The organism is Pseudomonas sp. TE36184, assembly GCF_054060055.1.
The window spans coordinates 4,173,541-4,190,829 of record NZ_JBSSCU010000001.1; the positions used below are offsets into that span (position 1 = coordinate 4,173,541).

18 protein-coding genes and 1 tRNA gene are annotated in these 17,289 nt (G+C 61.9%); 7 read left to right on the forward strand and 12 right to left on the reverse strand.

The annotated features are described in order from the left end of the window. The first annotated feature begins 1 nt into the window (after position 1). Complete coding sequence (locus ACVWZP_RS18755; RefSeq protein ID WP_128192074.1) at positions 2-781, forward strand: divergent polysaccharide deacetylase family protein; 780 nt, start codon at positions 2-4, stop codon at positions 779-781. Here ACVWZP_RS18755 and ACVWZP_RS18760 read toward each other — a convergent pair. The 7 genes from ACVWZP_RS18760 to ACVWZP_RS18790 form a co-directional block, all read right to left on the reverse strand. Beyond that, entirely contained in the window at positions 772-1,527 is a 756-nt protein-coding gene (locus tag ACVWZP_RS18760) for a substrate-binding periplasmic protein (RefSeq protein ID WP_457370011.1), read from the reverse strand. The genes ACVWZP_RS18755 and ACVWZP_RS18760 overlap by 10 nt on opposite strands. A 66-nt stretch (positions 1,528-1,593) precedes the next feature. Further along, entirely contained in the window at positions 1,594-2,364 is a 771-nt protein-coding gene (hisF, locus tag ACVWZP_RS18765) for an imidazole glycerol phosphate synthase subunit HisF (RefSeq protein ID WP_010563131.1), read from the reverse strand. Positions 2,365-2,373: 9 nt separating this feature from the next. After that, entirely contained in the window at positions 2,374-3,111 is a 738-nt protein-coding gene (hisA, locus tag ACVWZP_RS18770) for a 1-(5-phosphoribosyl)-5-[(5-phosphoribosylamino)methylideneamino]imidazole-4-carboxamide isomerase (RefSeq protein WP_017849937.1), read from the reverse strand. A gap of 39 nt (positions 3,112-3,150) precedes the next feature. Continuing rightward, complete coding sequence (locus ACVWZP_RS18775; protein WP_017849938.1) at positions 3,151-3,408, reverse strand: DUF2164 domain-containing protein; 258 nt, start codon at positions 3,406-3,408, stop codon at positions 3,151-3,153. Further along, complete coding sequence (gene hisH, locus ACVWZP_RS18780) at positions 3,409-4,047, reverse strand: imidazole glycerol phosphate synthase subunit HisH (protein WP_017849939.1); 639 nt, start codon at positions 4,045-4,047, stop codon at positions 3,409-3,411. Beyond that, complete coding sequence (hisB, locus tag ACVWZP_RS18785; RefSeq protein ID WP_017849940.1) at positions 4,047-4,640, reverse strand: imidazoleglycerol-phosphate dehydratase HisB; 594 nt, start codon at positions 4,638-4,640, stop codon at positions 4,047-4,049. The genes hisH and hisB overlap by 1 nt, the downstream gene beginning before the upstream one ends. 169 nt (positions 4,641-4,809) lie before the next feature. Beyond that, positions 4,810-6,471, reverse strand: coding sequence for an OFA family MFS transporter (locus ACVWZP_RS18790; protein WP_046490889.1), 1,662 nt, complete (start codon positions 6,469-6,471; stop codon positions 4,810-4,812). Positions 6,472-6,794: 323 nt separating this feature from the next. Here ACVWZP_RS18790 and ACVWZP_RS18795 point away from each other — a divergent pair, with 323 nt between their 5' ends. The 4 genes from ACVWZP_RS18795 to ACVWZP_RS18810 all read left to right on the forward strand — a co-directional run bounded on the left by ACVWZP_RS18795 (position 6,795) and on the right by ACVWZP_RS18810 (position 10,526). Beyond that, positions 6,795-9,014: an AsmA family protein gene (locus tag ACVWZP_RS18795; protein ID WP_457370012.1), complete on the forward strand. Its 2,220-nt coding sequence runs from the start codon at positions 6,795-6,797 to the stop codon at positions 9,012-9,014. Continuing rightward, positions 9,011-10,078 carry an A/G-specific adenine glycosylase gene (gene mutY / locus ACVWZP_RS18800; protein WP_046385008.1) on the forward strand — a complete coding sequence of 356 codons (1,068 nt, stop codon included), beginning with the start codon at positions 9,011-9,013 and terminating at the stop codon, positions 10,076-10,078. Before ACVWZP_RS18795 ends, mutY begins: the two co-directional genes overlap by 4 nt. Beyond that, on the forward strand, positions 10,075-10,347 hold the full coding sequence (locus tag ACVWZP_RS18805; protein ID WP_017849944.1) for an oxidative damage protection protein: 273 nt from the start codon (positions 10,075-10,077) through the stop codon (positions 10,345-10,347). The genes mutY and ACVWZP_RS18805 overlap by 4 nt, the downstream gene beginning before the upstream one ends. A gap of 103 nt (positions 10,348-10,450) precedes the next feature. Next, positions 10,451-10,526 (forward strand) — tRNA-Phe (locus ACVWZP_RS18810). A 143-nt stretch (positions 10,527-10,669) separates the two neighbouring features. Here the strand turns inward: ACVWZP_RS18810 and ACVWZP_RS18815 are convergent. The 4 genes from ACVWZP_RS18815 to relB form a co-directional block, all read right to left on the reverse strand. Beyond that, positions 10,670-12,277 (reverse strand): ArnT family glycosyltransferase, encoded by a 1,608-nt coding sequence (locus ACVWZP_RS18815; RefSeq protein WP_457370013.1) that lies wholly within the window; start codon positions 12,275-12,277, stop codon positions 10,670-10,672. A 78-nt stretch (positions 12,278-12,355) separates the two neighbouring features. Further along, the gene (locus tag ACVWZP_RS18820; protein WP_046385009.1) at positions 12,356-13,330 is read right to left on the reverse strand and encodes an arsenic resistance protein; all 975 of its coding nucleotides are present in this window, start codon (positions 13,328-13,330) and stop codon (positions 12,356-12,358) included. 41 nt (positions 13,331-13,371) lie between these two features. Further along, positions 13,372-13,683: a type II toxin-antitoxin system RelE/ParE family toxin gene (locus tag ACVWZP_RS18825; RefSeq protein WP_032805156.1), complete on the reverse strand. Its 312-nt coding sequence runs from the start codon at positions 13,681-13,683 to the stop codon at positions 13,372-13,374. Continuing rightward, positions 13,670-13,861: a type II toxin-antitoxin system RelB family antitoxin gene (gene relB / locus ACVWZP_RS18830; RefSeq protein WP_081610227.1), complete on the reverse strand. Its 192-nt coding sequence runs from the start codon at positions 13,859-13,861 to the stop codon at positions 13,670-13,672. Before relB ends, ACVWZP_RS18825 begins: the two co-directional genes overlap by 14 nt. Positions 13,862-14,074: 213 nt before the next feature. Here relB and ACVWZP_RS18835 point away from each other — a divergent pair, with 213 nt between their 5' ends. Together ACVWZP_RS18835 and ACVWZP_RS18840 are read left to right on the forward strand one after the other, a co-directional pair. Beyond that, the gene (locus ACVWZP_RS18835) at positions 14,075-15,022 is read left to right on the forward strand and encodes an alpha/beta hydrolase family protein (protein WP_169863800.1); all 948 of its coding nucleotides are present in this window, start codon (positions 14,075-14,077) and stop codon (positions 15,020-15,022) included. A 69-nt stretch (positions 15,023-15,091) separates the two neighbouring features. Then, positions 15,092-15,505 carry a hypothetical protein gene (locus tag ACVWZP_RS18840; protein WP_046385011.1) on the forward strand — a complete coding sequence of 138 codons (414 nt, stop codon included), beginning with the start codon at positions 15,092-15,094 and terminating at the stop codon, positions 15,503-15,505. 140 nt (positions 15,506-15,645) lie between these two features. On the opposite strand, the gene gabP is transcribed toward ACVWZP_RS18840, so the two are convergent. Further along, complete coding sequence (gabP, locus tag ACVWZP_RS18845; RefSeq protein ID WP_017849950.1) at positions 15,646-17,037, reverse strand: GABA permease; 1,392 nt, start codon at positions 17,035-17,037, stop codon at positions 15,646-15,648. Positions 17,038-17,289 lie beyond the last annotated feature (252 nt).

Sequence of the window (17,289 nt, forward strand, 5' to 3'; positions counted from 1 at the left end):
TATGCGCGTTGCCCTGATCATCGCTGCACTGTGCAGCCTGGCCGGGGTCGCCCACGCGACCCCGGCCAGCGAACCGCACAAAGCCTACCTGACCCTGATCATCGACGACCTGGGGCAAAACCTGCCCCGGGATCGCCGTGTGCTGGCCCTGCCCGGCCCGGTGACCACGGCGATCATGCCCGACACGCCCCACGCCGCCGAATTCGCCCGCGAAGCGCACAAGGCCGGCAAGATCGTGATCCTGCACATGCCCATGGACCCGGCCACCGGCCCGTTCGCCTGGCACCCCGAGTTGCCTATCGAAGAGCTCGGCAAGCGCCTGGACGCTGCGTTCAAGGCCGTGCCCTACACCGCCGGCATCAACAACCACATGGGCAGCCGCATGACTGCCCAGCCCGAAGCCATGGCCTGGCTGATGGGCGAGTTGCAACGGCGCCACAAGTTCTTTGTCGACAGCCGCACCAGCGCGCAGACCGTCGGCGCCGCCGAAGCGCAGAAGATCGGCCTGGCCAGCGTCTCGCGGGATGTGTTCCTCGACGACGAACGCACCGAAGCCGCGATCACCACGCAATTGCAGAGCGCCATCAAACTGGCCCATAAACAGGGCTCAGCCGTGATGATCGGCCATCCGTATCCACAAACCCTGGCGGTGCTCGAACGCGAGCTGCCCAAGCTCAAGGCCCAGGGCGTGGACTGGATTGATATCAAACTGATGATCAGCGTGCGCAGCAATCAGGCGATGGCAGGGCACGGCAAGAACGGCGCCTATCGCTACAAATAGCGCGCCATCATCTGGTCGAGCAGGCCTTCCTCGCGCAACTGATCCAACGCTGCCTGCAGCTTGGCCACCGTTTCGTCCGGCACATCCTTGTTCAGCGCCAGGTACAACTGGGCACTGTTGAAGCGAAGCACAGTCTTGAGCCCGGTCACACCGACCTGGCGCGCCAGGTAGCGGCCGGCCGGGTCGCCGGTGGCCCACAGGTCGATCTGGTCATCCAGCAGCTTTTGCGCGTTGTCCTGGTCACGCAGCACCAGCACTGGCTTGAGGCCCTGCTTCTCCAGGGTCTCGGCAATCGCGTCGCCCTTGTACGCGCCAATCCTGTAGCGCCGCGCCTGCGCCAGCTCGTCGAGCTGGATTTTGCTGTCGGCCTTGGCCAGCATCACCCAGTCATCCGGGCCGATAGGGCCGACCCATTTGAACAGCGCTTCGCGCTCCGGCAGGCGGGCCATCACGAACACACCGTAGCCGGGGTTTTCCAGGGCGAGTTTGTAGATCCGCTCCCAAGGAAAGCGCAGAGTGAGGCTGTAGGAAATGCCAGCACGCTTGAAGGTTTCGCGCATGATGTCCACGGCGATGCCTTCGATATTCTCGTCCTTGGCGAAGTTCTTGCCGTTTTTCGCCATGTTGTAGGGCGGGAAGTTTTCCGTCAGCAACACCAGGGAGGCGTCAGACGATTCTTCGGCTTGGGCCACTCCGATCATGAGCACGGAGGTACTGGCGAGCGCGAGCAACAGGTCTTTGAGCATGAAAGTTACCGGAATCCATGGCAAGCGCAGAGAGTGCCGCGCACTTGCCATGGTGTCCAGCAGCGTTTAGCGCACCACGATACCGCGCGCGGCCATGTACGCCTTGGCCTCGGGGACGGTGTATTCGCCGAAGTGGAAAATACTCGCCGCCAGCACGGCGCTGGCGTGGCCTTCGATCACGCCGTCGGCCAGGTGCTGCAGGTTGCCGACGCCGCCGGACGCGATCACCGGAATGCCCAGCGCATCGCTGATGGCACGGGTCACGCCGAGGTCGAAGCCGTTTTTCATGCCATCCTGGTCCATGCTGGTCAGCAGGATTTCACCGGCGCCCAGGCCTTCCATCTTCATCGCCCACTCCACCGCGTCCAGGCCGGTCGGCTTGCGCCCGCCGTGGGTGAAGATCTCCCAGCGCGGCGGTTCGCCGGGGCCGGAGACTTTCTTGGCGTCGATGGCCACCACGATGCACTGCGAGCCGAAGTGCTGTGCGGCTTCGCCGACGAACTCCGGGTTGAACACTGCGGCGGTGTTGATCGAGACCTTGTCCGCGCCGGCATTGAGCAGGTTGCGGATGTCTTGCACGGTGCGAACGCCACCGCCCACGGTCAGCGGGATGAACACCTGGCTGGCCATGCGCTCGACGGTATGCAGCGTGGTGTCGCGGCCGTCGACGCTGGCGGTGATGTCGAGAAAGGTAATCTCGTCGGCACCTTGCTCATCGTAGCGACGGGCGATTTCCACCGGGTCGCCGGCGTCACGGATGTTCTCGAACTTGACGCCCTTGACCACGCGACCGTTGTCGACGTCCAGGCAAGGGATGATGCGTTTGGCCAGCGCCATGGTCAGTCCTCAGCCGTTGTAGGCATCGCAGTAAGCCTGGGCTTCGGCGACGTCCAGGGTGCCTTCGTAGATTGCGCGGCCGGTGATCGCGCCGATGATTCCAGGGGCCCGGGCATCCAGCAGCGACTTGATGTCACCCAGGTTGTGGATGCCACCGGACGCGATCACCGGGATCCTGGTCGCCGCCGCCAGCGCAGCGGTGAACGGTACATTGCAGCCCTGCATCATGCCGTCTTTGGCGATGTCGGTGTAAACGATGGCGGACACGCCGTCGGCTTCGAACTGCTTGGCCAGGTCGATCACCTGCACCGTGCTGATTTCAGCCCAGCCGTCGGTGGCGACGAAACCGTCCTTGGCGTCCAGGCCGACGATCACCTTGCCCGGGAACGCGCGGCAGGCTTCGGCGACGAAGGCCGGGTCTTTCACGGCCTTGGTGCCGATGATCACGTAGCTTACGCCGGCCTTGACGTAGTGTTCGATGGTTTCCAGGGAGCGGATACCGCCGCCGATCTGGATCGGCAGGTTCGGGTAGCGCTTAGCGATCGCAGTCACCACTTCGCCATTGACCGGCTGGCCTTCGAAGGCGCCGTTCAGGTCCACCAGATGCAGGCGACGGCAACCACCGTCCACCCATTTGGCAGCCATGCTCACCGGGTCGTCGGAAAACACCGTGGAATCTTCCATGCGGCCCTGGCGCAGACGCACGCAAGCGCCGTCCTTGAGATCGATAGCGGGGATAATCAGCATCTGGCAAACCTTATTCGATATTCAGCAATGCTTGGGAAATCAGGGTTTCTCAAGCGACCACAGGTCGCTTTCGATGCTTTCGAACCGTTCCCTAAGGAGCGTCTGCGTATCGAAAATCGCCCTGTTGTAATAGTGCGGCGCAACTTCAATGGTGAACAACTCAAGGATCTCGGCAACCTCGAACGAGCCCAGCTTGAGCTCGAAACGGTCCTCCATGAAGCGCTTGATCTTGTTGGTAGCCTCACGTTCCTGTTCGGGCGTGAGGTTCAGGATCGGCAGCTTCGGTTTCTTGGCCATCTACCAGCGACCGTCCCACGCAGCGAAGTTCTGCAGCAATTGCAGGCCATGGGTATGGCTCTTCTCCGGGTGGAACTGCACCGCAAAACGCGAACCTTCGGCCAGCGCGGCGGCGAAGTCGACGCCGTAGTGCCCGCCACCCACCACCTGGCGCGGGTTACCGGCGGCGATGTAGTAGCTGTGGACGAAGTAAAAGCGCGCCATGTCCGGGATCTCATGCCACAGCGGGTGATCCACGGTGCGCCGCACTTCGTTCCAGCCCATGTGCGGGACTTTCAGGTGCTCGCCGTCTTCATGCAGGTCCTTGCCGAAGAACTTCACTTCGCCTGGAAACAGGCCGATGCAGTCGACGCCGTCATTCTCTTCACTGCGCTCGAGCAAGGCTTGCATGCCCACGCAAATGCCGAGGAACGGCCGGTCCTGGCTGACCTCGCGCACCAGGCTGTCAAAGCCCAGGCGACGGATTTCGGCCATGCAATCGCGAATCGCGCCAACGCCTGGGAACACCACGCGGTCAGCCTCGCGAATCACCGTGGCATCGCTGGTGATCAGCACCTTGCCAGCCCCTACGTGCTCGAGGGCCTTGGCCACCGAGTGCAGGTTGCCCATGCCGTAATCGATAACCGCGACCGTCTGCATTACAGGACGCCCTTGGTCGATGGCATTTGCCCGGCCATGCGCTCATCCAGCTCCACCGCCATGCGCAGCGCGCGACCGAATGCCTTGAACACGGTTTCGATCTGGTGGTGGGTGTTGGTGCCGCGCAGGTTGTCGATGTGCAGGCTGACGAGGGCGTGGTTGACGAAACCCTGGAAGAATTCCTGGAACAGGTCGACGTCGAAGCCGCCCACGGTGGCGCGGGTGTAGGGCACGTGCATCTGCAGGCCGGGGCGGCCGGAGAAGTCGATGACCACACGCGACAGCGCCTCATCCAGCGGGACATAGGCGTGGCCGTAGCGACGGATGCCTTTTTTGTCGCCGATGGCCTTGGCGAAAGCCTGGCCGAGGGTGATACCGACATCCTCCACCGTGTGGTGGTCGTCGATATGCAGGTCGCCCTTGCTGACGATATCCAGGTCGATCAGCCCATGACGGGCGATCTGGTCCAGCATGTGCTCAAGAAAAGGTACACCGATATCAAATCGGGCCTTTCCGGTGCCATCCAGGTTGATCGAGGCTTTGATCTGGGTTTCCAGAGTGTCGCGCTCGACGGACGCCTTACGTTCGGCCATCACCAGCTCCGCAAAATCATTGGGCGAAAAAGGCAGCCATTATAGGGGCGCGGGCGCTAAACAGAAACATCGAAGGGGATAAGACTGACGAGTTGAAGCGAGGAAGGTCGACGCTAGACATGTGCATACAAGCGGGCGCTCCAGGATGGTGCGCCCGCCTGCAGTCAACTTAGTGGAACAGTACCGCCGTCTTCTGCAGGGTCACCCACACACCCCACGCCAACGGAATACCCACCACCAACCAGGCCGCGACAGCCAGCGGCTTGCTGCCGGCGGAGGCTTTCCACTCCAGCACGGTGCTCGAATCGGCACCCTTGTCATGGCCCAGCGCCTGTTCGGCGGCCAGTTCGGCGTCGCTCATGAAGTACTTGTCGGCCACCGGGCGCACCAGCAGGTTACAGATGAAACCCAGCACCAGCAGGCCGGCGAGGATGTACAAGGTGATGTCGTAGGCGGCGGCGCGTTCGACGCCGATGCTCAACTGATATTCACGCAGGTAGTTCACCAACACCGGGCCCAGCACGCCCGCCGCAGCCCAGGCGGTCAGCAGGCGGCCATGAATCGCGCCGACCATCTGGGTGCCGAACAGGTCGGCCAGGTAAGCCGGAACCGTCGCAAAACCGCCGCCGTACATCGACAGGATGATGCAGAACGCCGCCACGAACAGCGCCACGTTGCCCAGGTGCCCCAGGTTCGGGATCAGCGCATACAGGGCAAAGCCCAGGGCGAAGAACACGAAGTAGGTGTTTTTACGGCCCAGGTAGTCGGAGAACGACGCCCAGAAGAACCGGCCACCAATGTTGAACAGGCTCAACAGCCCGGTAAAGCCCGCCGCGATCGCCGCGATCGAGGCCAGTTGCCCGGCATTCAGTTGGCCGAACGGCACATCCACACCCAGCAACTTGCCGCCGAACACTTCCTGCAGCAGCGGCGAAGCCATGCCGAGGATGCCGATACCGGCCGATACGTTCAGGCACAGCACCAGCCATACCAGACGGAATTGCGGGGTTTTCCAGGCGACGTTCACGTGAACGTGACGATGGGTGATCATCGCATTGCTGGCTTTTTTCACCGGCGCGGTCCAGCCCTCAGGCTTCCAGCCGGTCGGCGGAACACGGTAGGACAGCGCGCCACCGATCATGAAGACGAAGTAAATCGCCGCCATCACCAGAAAGCTCTGCCACACGCCGACGCTGGTCGGCGAAGCGAAGTGCCCCATCAGCGCTGCCGCCAGGGGAGCCCCCACCATCGCGCCGCCGCCGAAGCCCATGATCGCCATGCCGGTGGCCATGCCGCGCTTGTCCGGGAACCACTTGATCAGGGTCGACACGGGCGAGATATAACCCAGGCCCAGGCCGATACCGCCAATGACCCCGGAGCCGATCCACATCAGCCAGATCTGGTGGGTATAAATCCCCAGCGCCGAAATCAGCAGGCCGCCACACCAGCACAGCGCCGAGACGACGCCCGCCTTGCGTGGCCCGGCATGTTCCAGCCAGCCGCCCCATATCGCTGCCGAGCAGCCCAGGAAGATGAAGAACAGGGTGTAGATCCAGCCCAGCATGGAGATCGGCCAGTCGCACTGAGACGAGAAGACCTGAGCGATAAAGCTCATATCCGGCGCACAGGCCACCGGCGCGCTGATCCCCAGCGCCTTGGACAGCGGCAACCAGAACACCGAGAAGCCGTAGGCCATGCCGATACACAGGTGGATGGCCAGAGCGGCCGGTGGAACCAGCCAGCGGTTGAACCCGGGCTTGGCGATGATGCGCTCCTTGGACAGGAACGCAGGCTGCGCGGCAGCAATACCCGCCGCAGTGCTAGTGCTCATTAGTGTTTCCCCCAGTTATTAGTATGTGTTCGTCAGGCGCTCTCTCCTTCGGCCTTGCACGCAGGGCGTGACCGTTTTGTTGAATAAAGCTCCATTTAAAGCGCGACGTTACGTCGCAGAAGGCGGACGAACGCGCAGAGATTAGCATCAGTGGATGACAGAAAAACCAAAATGCCACTACCTTTCGCGGATTTTTTGTGTTTTTTGACGCCAAAATACCGCCCCCTGCGCTAGATACAATGTAACGATCCGTGAACTGACGCAGGCCATCGGGCGCTATACTCTGCGGCTAAATTTTGAAATCGACATACAAGGACTCGCCCATGAAAGCGTTCGGCAAAATCCTGGGTCTGGTACTTCTCGGGCTGTTGCTGATCATTGTGGCTCTCGGCTTTGCCCTGACCCATCTCTTCGATCCCAACGACTACAAAGACGAGATTCGCCAGATTGCCCGCGACAAGGCCCACATCGAGCTGACGCTCAATGGCGACATCGGCTGGAGCCTGTTCCCCTGGCTGGGCCTGGAACTGCACGAAGCCAGCGTCGCGACCCTGACCAACCCGACCCAGCCGTTCGCCGATCTGCAGATGCTCGGCCTGTCGGTACGCGTGTTGCCGCTGCTGCGCCGCGAAGTGCAGATGAGCGATGTGCGCGTCGAAGGCCTGAACCTGCGCCTCAACCGCGACAAGCAAGGCCACGGCAACTGGGAAGACATCGGCAAGAACGCCCCCGAGGCGCCCACCGCTATGCCAACCCCCGTGCAAGCGACGGCACCAGTGACCGAGGTGAAGGCAGAAAAACCGCCGCAGCCCATCCGCCTGGACATCGACAGCCTGACCATCAACAACGCCCGCATCGAATACAACGATGAACAGACCGGCAAGCAGTTCAGCGCCGAAAGCATCCAGTTGAGTGCAGGCGCCATCCACGAAGGGGCGAGCATTCCGCTGAAGCTCACCGCGTTCCTCGGCAGCAACCAGCCGGTCATGCGCGTCAAGACCGAACTCAACGGCAACCTGCGCATTCAGCGGGCGCTCAAGCGTTATCAGTTCGAAGACATGCGGTTCAGCGGCGAAGCCACCGGCGAACCGCTGCAAGGCAAAACCGTGACCTTCTCCACCCAGGGCCAACTGCTGGTGGACCTGGCGGCCAACATTGCCGAGTGGACCAACCTGAAACTCTCGGCCAACCAGTTGCGCGCCCTCGGCGAACTGAAGGTCAATGACCTGGACAAGACCCCGCAGCTCAGCGGCGCCCTGTCGATCGCCCAGTTCGACCTGGCCAAGTTCCTCGACAGCGTCGGCAACCCGCTGCCACCGATGGCCGAGGGCAGCCTGAGCAAAGTCGAGCTGGTCAGCCGCCTCCAAGGCACGCCGACCCGCCTGGCCCTGGAAGACCTCAACCTGAAACTCGACGGCAGCACCTTCACCGGCCGCGTTGCCGTGGACGATTTCGCCAAGCAATCGCTGCGCGTGCAACTCAAGGGCGACACCTTCAACGCCGACAATTACCTGCCGGCCAAGTCCGAGTCCGCCAAGGGGGCAACCGCCGCACGCCAGGCCGAAGTGCAGAACAGCGAAGCCGGCGCCATGGCCGCCGGTGGCACCACACCGCTGCCGGACGCCCCGACCAAAGGCGCCTGGAGCACCGACAAACTGCTGCCGCTGACCCGCCTGCGCACGCTGGACGTGGAGGCCGACCTGGCCTTCGGCCAACTGACCCTGAGTAAGCTGCCGATCCAGAACGCCATGCTCAAGGCCAGCGGCCTCGACGGCCAGCTCAAGCTCGACAGCCTGAGCGGCGGCCTCTACAACGGCAGCTTCCAGGCCAATGGCAGCCTCGATGTGCGCCAGGACATTCCAGTGCTGGCCCTACAAAGCCACATCAAGCAAGTGCCGGTCGAGCGCATCCTGCAAGCCCAGGGGCAGACGCCGCCGGTCAAGGGCCAGATCACCCTCGACAGCAACCTCAGCGGCCGCGGCAACAGCCAAAAGGCACTGATCGACAGCCTCAACGGCAACGCCAGCTTCGTGATCAACAACGGCGTGCTGCTCAACGCCAACCTTGAACAGCAACTGTGTACTGGAATCGCCCTGCTCAACCGCAAGACCTTGAGCAGCGAACCACGGGCCAAGGACACCCCGTTCCAGGAACTCAGGGGCAACCTGACGTTGCGCAACGGCGTGGCCAACAACCCCGACCTGAAGGTGCGTATCCCCGGCCTTACGGTCAACGGCAACGGCGACATCGACCTGCGCGTGCTGGGCATGGATTATCGCGTCGGCATCATCGTCGAGGGCGATCAACGCGAAGTGCCGGACCCCGCCTGCGAGGTAGGCGCCAACTTCCAGGGCATCGAAGTGCCGCTGCGCTGCCGTGGCCCGCTGGAGCTGGGCGCCAAGGCGTGCCGCCTGGACAAGGACGGCCTCGGCCAGGTCGCCATCAAGGCCGCCGGCAACCGCCTCAACGAGAAGCTGGAAGAGAAGCTCGACAAAGTTAACCCGCAGTTGAAAGACGCGTTGAAAGGCCTGTTCAAACGATGAGAAACGAGCAGTTTTCCGAGGCGGTACTGAACTGGTACGACCGCCACGGTCGCCATGACCTGCCCTGGCAACAGGGCATCACGCCCTACCGGGTGTGGGTTTCGGAGATCATGCTGCAACAGACCCAGGTCAGCACCGTGCTCAATTACTTCGACCGTTTCATGGCCTCCCTGCCAACGGTCGAAGCCCTGGCCGCCGCGCCGGAAGACGAGGTGCTGCACCTGTGGACCGGCCTCGGCTATTACACCCGGGCGCGCAACCTGCAGAAGACCGCGAAGATTGTCGTGGCCGAGTACGGCGGCGAGTTTCCCCGCGACGTGGAAAAGCTCACCGAACTGCCCGGCATCGGCCTGTCCACCGCCGGCGCGATCGCCAGCCTGAGCATGGGCCTGCGCGCACCGATCCTCGATGGCAACGTCAAACGCGTGCTGGCACGCTTTACCGCGCAGGAGGGCTACCCCGGCGAACCCAAAGTGGCCAAACAGCTCTGGGCCACCGCAGAGCGCTTCACGCCCCATGATCGCGTCAACGCCTACACCCAGGCGATGATGGACATGGGCGCCACCCTGTGTACCCGCAGCAAGCCCAGTTGCCTGTTATGCCCGCTGGAAAAAGGCTGCGAAGCCCACATGCTCGGCCTGGAGACGCGCTACCCGATCCCCAAGCCGCGCAAGAGCATCCCCCAGAAGCGCACGCTGATGCCCATGCTGGCCAATGGCGACGGCGCGATCCTGCTTTACCGTCGCCCGTCCACGGGCCTGTGGGGCGGTTTGTGGAGCCTGCCGGAGCTGGACGACCTGCAAGACCTCGAACACCTCGCCCACCAGCACGCGCTGGAGCTGGGCAAACAACAGGAACTGCCGGGGCTGATCCACACCTTCAGCCACTTCCAGCTGGCCATCGAACCCTGGCTGGTCCAGGTCGAGGAATCCGCCCATCACGTGGCCGAGGCCGACTGGCTCTGGTATAACCTCGCCACCCCGCCGCGCCTGGGCCTTGCCGCCCCGGTGAAAAAACTGCTGAAGCGCGCGGCCGACGTATTGAACGCAGGAGTTTCGTCATGACCCGCACCATCATCTGCCGCAAGTACCACGAAGAACTGCCCGCCCTGGAGCGCGCCCCGTTCCCGGGTGCCAAGGGCCAGGACATTTTCGATCACGTCTCCGCCAAGGCCTGGGCCGACTGGCAGAAACACCAGACCCTGCTGATCAACGAAAAACGCCTGAACATGATGAACGCCGAAGACCGCAAATACCTGCAAGGCGAGATGGACAAGTTCTTTTCCGGCGAGGATTACGCCAAGGCCGAAGGCTACGTGCCGCCTGCTCAATAATTGATCAAAAACCGGGGTCGGCACGTAAGCGACGGTAATAATTAAATATTTTTTGAAAACTTGCTTGACGACCCCCTGAAAAACCCGTTTAATGCGCCCCGTTGCCCAGATAGCTCAGTCGGTAGAGCAGGGGATTGAAAATCCCCGTGTCGGCGGTTCGATTCCGTCTCTGGGCACCACTATTAAGTTTCAGGTGGTGCAACGATCATCTGAAACACCCAAAAAACCCGCCTAGTGCGGGTTTTTTTTTGCCTTCGATTTACCCATCCCGAACCGGGGTGGATCACCGTCACCCCAGTACGCAATACCCGCCTCGCGCCGCCTACTTGAGCAAGAACACCAACAACGGATTGTCGTTCAGTCGTCCGTTGAACATCGGCGCCAGGTGTTCCACCGGTGTGCCCTTCAACTGCTCGGTTTCCTTGCGCGCCACGATCACCCAGGACGGCCGTGGCAGCGAGTCCAACTGATCGAGCTGGTTACGCCCGATGAACAGCGGTTGCTCGTCGTGATCCAGGTTCATCATGTAGCGCACTGCCCAGGTGTCCCGCGCAAGGCCGACAAACACCAACGGTCCCGGTTCTTGTGCGCGAAGCGCTTCCACCTGACTGACAAATTGCCGGGTGTCGAACTGCAGGTCCTTGGCCGGCTCTACCACGGTCACCAGCAACAACCACTGCGCCGCCAGTGCGATCGCGCTGAGCCACACCAAACGCCCGGCGCGACGCCAGGCGATCAATGCCGCCCCCTGCAGGATCACCAGCACGCCGATCAGCAACGGCAACGAAACGTCCGGCCAGTAACCGTGCTTCTGCCACCCATGTCGACACACGAAGACTACAACCACGCACAACGCCGGCAGCGCCGCGACGAGCCATGTGTAACAGCGACGCACCCCGACGAGCCAGTTCTGTGCGTGGAGCAGCCCATAGGCAGCGACAGCGGCAAACATCGGCACCATGGGCAGGATGTAATAAGCGCGCTTGAAGTGCGGCACCGACAGCCCGAGCAGAATCATCAAGCCGCAGGCGCCGAGCCGCACGACCAGTTGCACGTCGTCATTGCCCCAGCGTTCCGGCCAGCGATGACGCAGCGCAACCATGCTCGCCAACGCCATGGGGACCACCGGGAAGTAACGGTACAGACTCAGCTGGAAGTAGAAATAGAACGGCTCGCCGATTTCATCGAGGCGCCCGCCAACCTGCATCTTGAACACTTCATCGGCAAAGGCCTGGCCCCCACTGATCCGCGCCAACTGCATCAGCAGCCACCAGCAACACGCCAACAGCAGCAACCCGATAACGCCGTGGATCAGCACTTGCCTGACCCGCTCCCCCGGACGACCCAACGCCCAATACACGCAGGCCACCCCACAGACTTCGATCAAGCCCAATGGCCCGCGAATCGCAAAACCCAGGATAAACAGCGGGAACACCGCCAACTGCCGCAGCCGCGAGCCAAGGCGTTCGCCACTGTGCAGCAGGTAGAAGCTGCCTACGCACAACAGCGCCACCATCTGATCCAGGCACACCGAGCGCGACTTTTCGAGCAACTGGGTGGTGAGCAAGGTCAGCAGCACCGTCAACAGCGCCCAGGCGCGACTGGAAGGCGCCAGCAAGCGATAGATCAGCGCCACCACTCCGGCAGAGGCCAGCGCAGTGGGCAGGACATTCGCCAGGTGGTTGGGCGCACCGAACAGCCGGGCGAATACAAAACTGAAGAACGTCGCCGTACCGGGATAATCCGCGTAGGGCTGGCCGTAGGTAGTGGGGAAAAGACTCGCCCCATGGCGAAACATTTCCTGCATGAACAACGCCCAGCGCCCGTCAAACCCCTGAGGCTGCTGGTCCCAGATCCCCAACGTAAATAACAACAAAGCAATCAGAAAAATGCCCAGAGACTCCAGGCGAAAAGAGTTGCGCTGATCCATCGGTTGTCCTGCCAGGTAGTGAGCGGCGGCTTATGGTGCCCAACACATCCCAAATAGCGCCTGAACAACCCTGAACATTCATGTGCCCGGCCGATCTGCGCGCCACACCAGCGTCGGGATCAGGCGAACGTAGATCAGCTCGCCAATCAACTCGACCAGGGTTTGCAGGATCACCGCCGTCGCCGCCAACCCGCGCACGCCTTCGGGCAACGCCAGCGCGAGGGGCAACACCACCAGCGAGTTACGCGTCGCCGCGCTGAACGTCACCGCGCGCGCCGTCACCGCCGGCAGCGCGAACAGGCGCGCGGCGAACATCCCCATCAATGGCGCCAACAGCACAAAGCCAACGTAGACCGGAATCACCGGCAGCAGCAGGCCGATATCGCGCACCACCGCGGTGATTTGCGAACCGATCACCACAAACAGCACCGCGGCCATCGCCGGCACCGGCAACCAGGCCCAGGCATCGTTCCAGGCGTTGACGACCGAGGAACGCCGCGCCAGCGAGGTGGTGATCACCGCCAGCACCATCGGCACCACGATCAATAACAGGAACGCCTCGACAAACGGCCGCACCTCCACCACCACCGCGGACTGCGCGCCCAACATCAACCCCAGGTACACCGGCAACAACACCAACTGCAACAACAGCAGCAGCGGCGTCGCGGCCAGCATCAAGCGCGAATCGCCCTTGCCGATGTGGGTAAACACCACCACGTAGTCGATACACGGCGTCAGCAATACCAGCAACGCCCCCACCAGCAACGCCGGGCGCTCCACCAGGCCACGCGTCAGTAGCCACACCAGCACGGGCACGAGAACGAAATTGGCCAGCAGCAACGCCGCCAGGAACCGCTGGTTGCCCACGCCTTGGCGCAGCTGCAGAAACGGGATTTGCAGGAACATCGCATACATCAGCACCGCGATGGCCGGCGTGACCAGCACGCCGAGGCCATGCGCCAATGACGGCGCGAGCAGACCGAAAGCGGCGGCCAGGAGGACGGTGGCGAAGTAGAGGGGAATCTGGTGGTGTTCGAGGGTGTCGCGGGTCATCAGGACGCTCTCGCTGATTGCAAAGGCGCAAGCCTAAGCATCTACTGGCGTGAGGTCGAGTGGTGTGGCCCGATCACATCCCTGGGATATTCCTGGCGAGTGTGTAACACCATCACTATCTCAACGTGCTCCGTCACCCGATAGACCACCAGGTAGTTTGGATGAACAACCATTTCCCGAGTACCAGACAAGCGACCGTGCTTGAATCCGTATGGCATCAGGGACAACCCCTCGGCGGCAACCACAATAGTTTGGTGCAGCGAGACGGCGGCAACCGGGTTGTACTGCTCGATGTAATCAATGATCTCGATCAGGGCGACAATAGCCTCAGGTCGCCATTTAACGAGAAGCACGAGCCTTGCGCCTCTCTTCCAGCACCTTCTCGACTTCAGCCATCGCCTGATCGTGCGGAATACTAGGACGAGGATCGTCAATTGAAGCCTGCACCTTGGCACGAAACCAACGGTCGTAGCTGGCAGCTTGCTCTTCTGTTTCAAACTCCGAAACGATGGGAGAACGTGGAATGCTCATAGAGACCTCCGTAATGGATGCCTGCCAGTCTAATCTGTCCATGGTTGGCTGTCGTTTCTCTCAGATGTGTGGTTTTTTCGGAACAAGCCACTGTGCGCGGGCGTTGTAGGCGTTGTGAGCGCCAGAGATTAGTGAGTCAGCGGAACGAAGTACAAGTGCTGGCAAACTGGCCAACCGTTACCAAAAATAAAAAATCGGCACAGGCCCAAAACGATGAATTTGAATGATGCCTCTTCGCTAACGCCTGCAACTCAACCCAGCCAAAACACTTCCTTCAGAGCACCCGCCGCAGACGGCTACCCGCTTGGCGGCTTCACCTGGCGCCACATCCGAAGCGACCCTACACGCCCGGTCGTCATCATCAACGCCGCCACTTCCGTGCGCTGTCGCCACTATTCACGCTTCGCCGACTACCTGTTCGCCAACGGCTTCGATGTCATCACCTACGACTATCGCGGCATCGGCGAGTCCCGTCGTGGCTCGCTGCGAGGCTTCAAGGCCTCATGGTCGGATTGGGGCCGCCTGGATTTCGAGGCGATATTGCAGCGGGCGCAGCGCGAGTTCCCGGGGCAGCCGATCGACGTGGTCGGTCACAGCTTTGGCGGCTGCGCAGCGGGGCTCGGGGCGTCCGGCGCAGTGATCCGGCGCCTGGTGACGGTGGGCGCGCAATTCGCCTACTGGCGCGATTACGCAGCGAGCGGGCGCTGGCGCATGGTTGGCAAGTGGCATGTGGTGATGCCACTGGTGACGGCGCTGTTCGGCTACTTCCCGGGCAAGCGCCTGGGCTGGCTGGAGGATACGCCGGCCGGCGTGGTACGGGACTGGAGCACGCCGACGCCGAGCTATGAAACACGGCCCAGCGGGCGCGCCTTGAGTGAATTGCCGTTTGCCCGGGTAACGGCGCAAGTGCTGGCGATCAGCATCACCGACGATCCCTTCGGCACCGTGCCGGCCATCGAGCGCTTGCTGAGCTACTTCGCCAGCAGCGAACGCACTCACCTGCGCATCGCCCCTGACGATATCGGAGAAACACAGGTCGGACATTTCGCGTTCTTTCGCAGCGAGTATGAGGATCGGCTGTGGCCGATTGCGCTGGCATGGCTGAAGCACGGCGCGCTAACACCCGGTACACCGGGCCGTCGCATAACGGCGCGCGTCTAGAACCCCTTGGGATTTCCCTCAACCTGCGCTTCAATACCCACCCAGATCCTGAACCAAGGACGTGAGCCCATGGCCTCGCCGAACAAGCAGCAAAAACGTGCCCACCGGGCAAAGGCCAAGGCCAAGCAAAACCGTACCCAACGCGCCGTCGCGAGCAAGCCGGATGCATTTGCCGGCGATGACAGCCGCATCGATCTTGAGTCGGTGGATTTAACTGAATTGTTTGTCGAAATGCGTACTGCCGGCGAAATCAGCCAGCAAGCGCTGTGCGCGGCATTCCTGGCGCACCCGCTGTTGGCATTGGTGCTGGAGCAGGAAGGCGAAGAAGAGGCCACCGACTTTATCCTGGCGGCACTGATCGAATATCGGCAGTGGGCTACCGACACCGAGGATGAAGCGGCAGCCCTGGCGTGGGTCGAGTCGCCGCAGTTCCAGGCGGATTACGTCGCCGCATCCCAGGCGCTGGTGATTTCCCAAGACTGACGCAAAACGCAATGTGGGAGGGGGCTTGCCCCCGATTGCGGTGTGCCAGTCGACATCTAATTGACTGATACACCGCTATCGGGGGCAAGCCCCCTCCCACATTTGAACTGCGGCGCAATCAAGCACCGCACTCCATCACATCAATTCAGTACTGCAGCGCCTACGCTCTGGGCCTTGCGACGGCTCGAAACGAGCAGCCCCGCCGCCACCACCAGCAAGCTCAAGACCCCGGTCGCGATGATCTCGACCCGATGGGCTTCCTGGAACAGCATGATCCCCAGCGTACCGACGATGAACACCATCACCGCGTAGGTCAGGCCTGGGAACAACCACATTTTGAACGCGAGCGTCTCGCCCGCCGCAGTACGCTTCTGACGCATGCGCAGTTGCGACACCGCAATCACCAGGTACACCAGCAACGCAATGGCGCCGGAACTGGCCAGCAGGAATTCGAACACCGCCGCCGGTGCCACGTAGTTGGCGAAGACCGCCAGGAACGCTGCGCCGGTGGACAGCATCACCGCCCAGTAAGGCGTGCCGCTTTTATTGGTGCGCTTGGACACGGCGGGTGCATCACCACGACGGCCCAGGGAAAACAGCATGCGCGAGGCGGTGTACAGCGCCGAGTTGAGGCAGCTGGTCACGGCAACCAAGACCACCAGGTCAACGATCAGCTTGGCATTCGGGATGCCCATGCTTTCCAGCACTGTCTGGTAGGAACCTACGGCAGCCAGGGTCGGATCGTTCCAAGGCACCAGGGACACCACGATGAAGATCGACAGCAGGTAGAACAAACCAATCCGCCAGATCACCGAGTTGGTGGCCTTGGTGATCTGCTGGCCCGGGTCCTTCGACTCGGCGGCCGCGATGGTGACAATCTCGGTGCCCATGAACGAGAACATGGTGGTCAGGATGGCCGCCAGCACAGCGCCCATGCCGTTCGGCATGAAGCCCTGGGTGTCGAACAGGTGCGAGACACCGCTGACCTGGCTGGTCGGCAAGAAGCCGAAGATCGCCAGCAGGCCGAGGATCACAAAGCCCACGATCGCGACGACTTTGATCAGCGCGAACCAGAACTCGAACTCACCGTAGTGTTTCACGCTGAACAGGTTGGTCGCCGTCAGCAGCAAGGTGATGATCAGGGTAAACGCCCAGATGGCCACGCCGGGGAACCAGGCATGGAGGATGGTCGCGGCGGCGTTGGCTTCCAATGGAATCACCAGCACCCAGAACCACCAGTACAGCCAGCCGATGGTGAAGCCGGCCCAGTGACCGATCGCCCGATCGGCGTAGGTCGAGAACGAACCGGTGTCCGGCGACGCCACGGCCATTTCGGCCAACATCCGCATCACCAAGACCACCAGCGCACCGGCGGCGGCATACGCCAGCAGTACCGCAGGGCCGGCGGCGGCGATCGCGTGGCCGGAGCCGACAAACAAACCGGCACCGATGACGCCGGCAATCGACAACATGGTGACGTGACGCGGTTTGAGCCCCTGTTCGAGGTCATTGGAGCTATGCGTACTACTCATTGACACACCTTTAAACGAGGAATTGCGAAAACGGTCCGCCCGGCGCGTGCCTTTTACGTGAAAAGAAACAAACAGGGCGTTCTTTATTTTTTACGCAATATTTGCGCCAAAATGTTACAAAACCCCGATAGACGCGGGCTGTAGGACGATCCAGCAGCCCTCGCAAGTCATTGAGAATGCTGGCATTCCGCTACAGCGTTACCGAGCGACTCACTTTTACCCGAACGCGCGCACCACAAATACACACAAAAA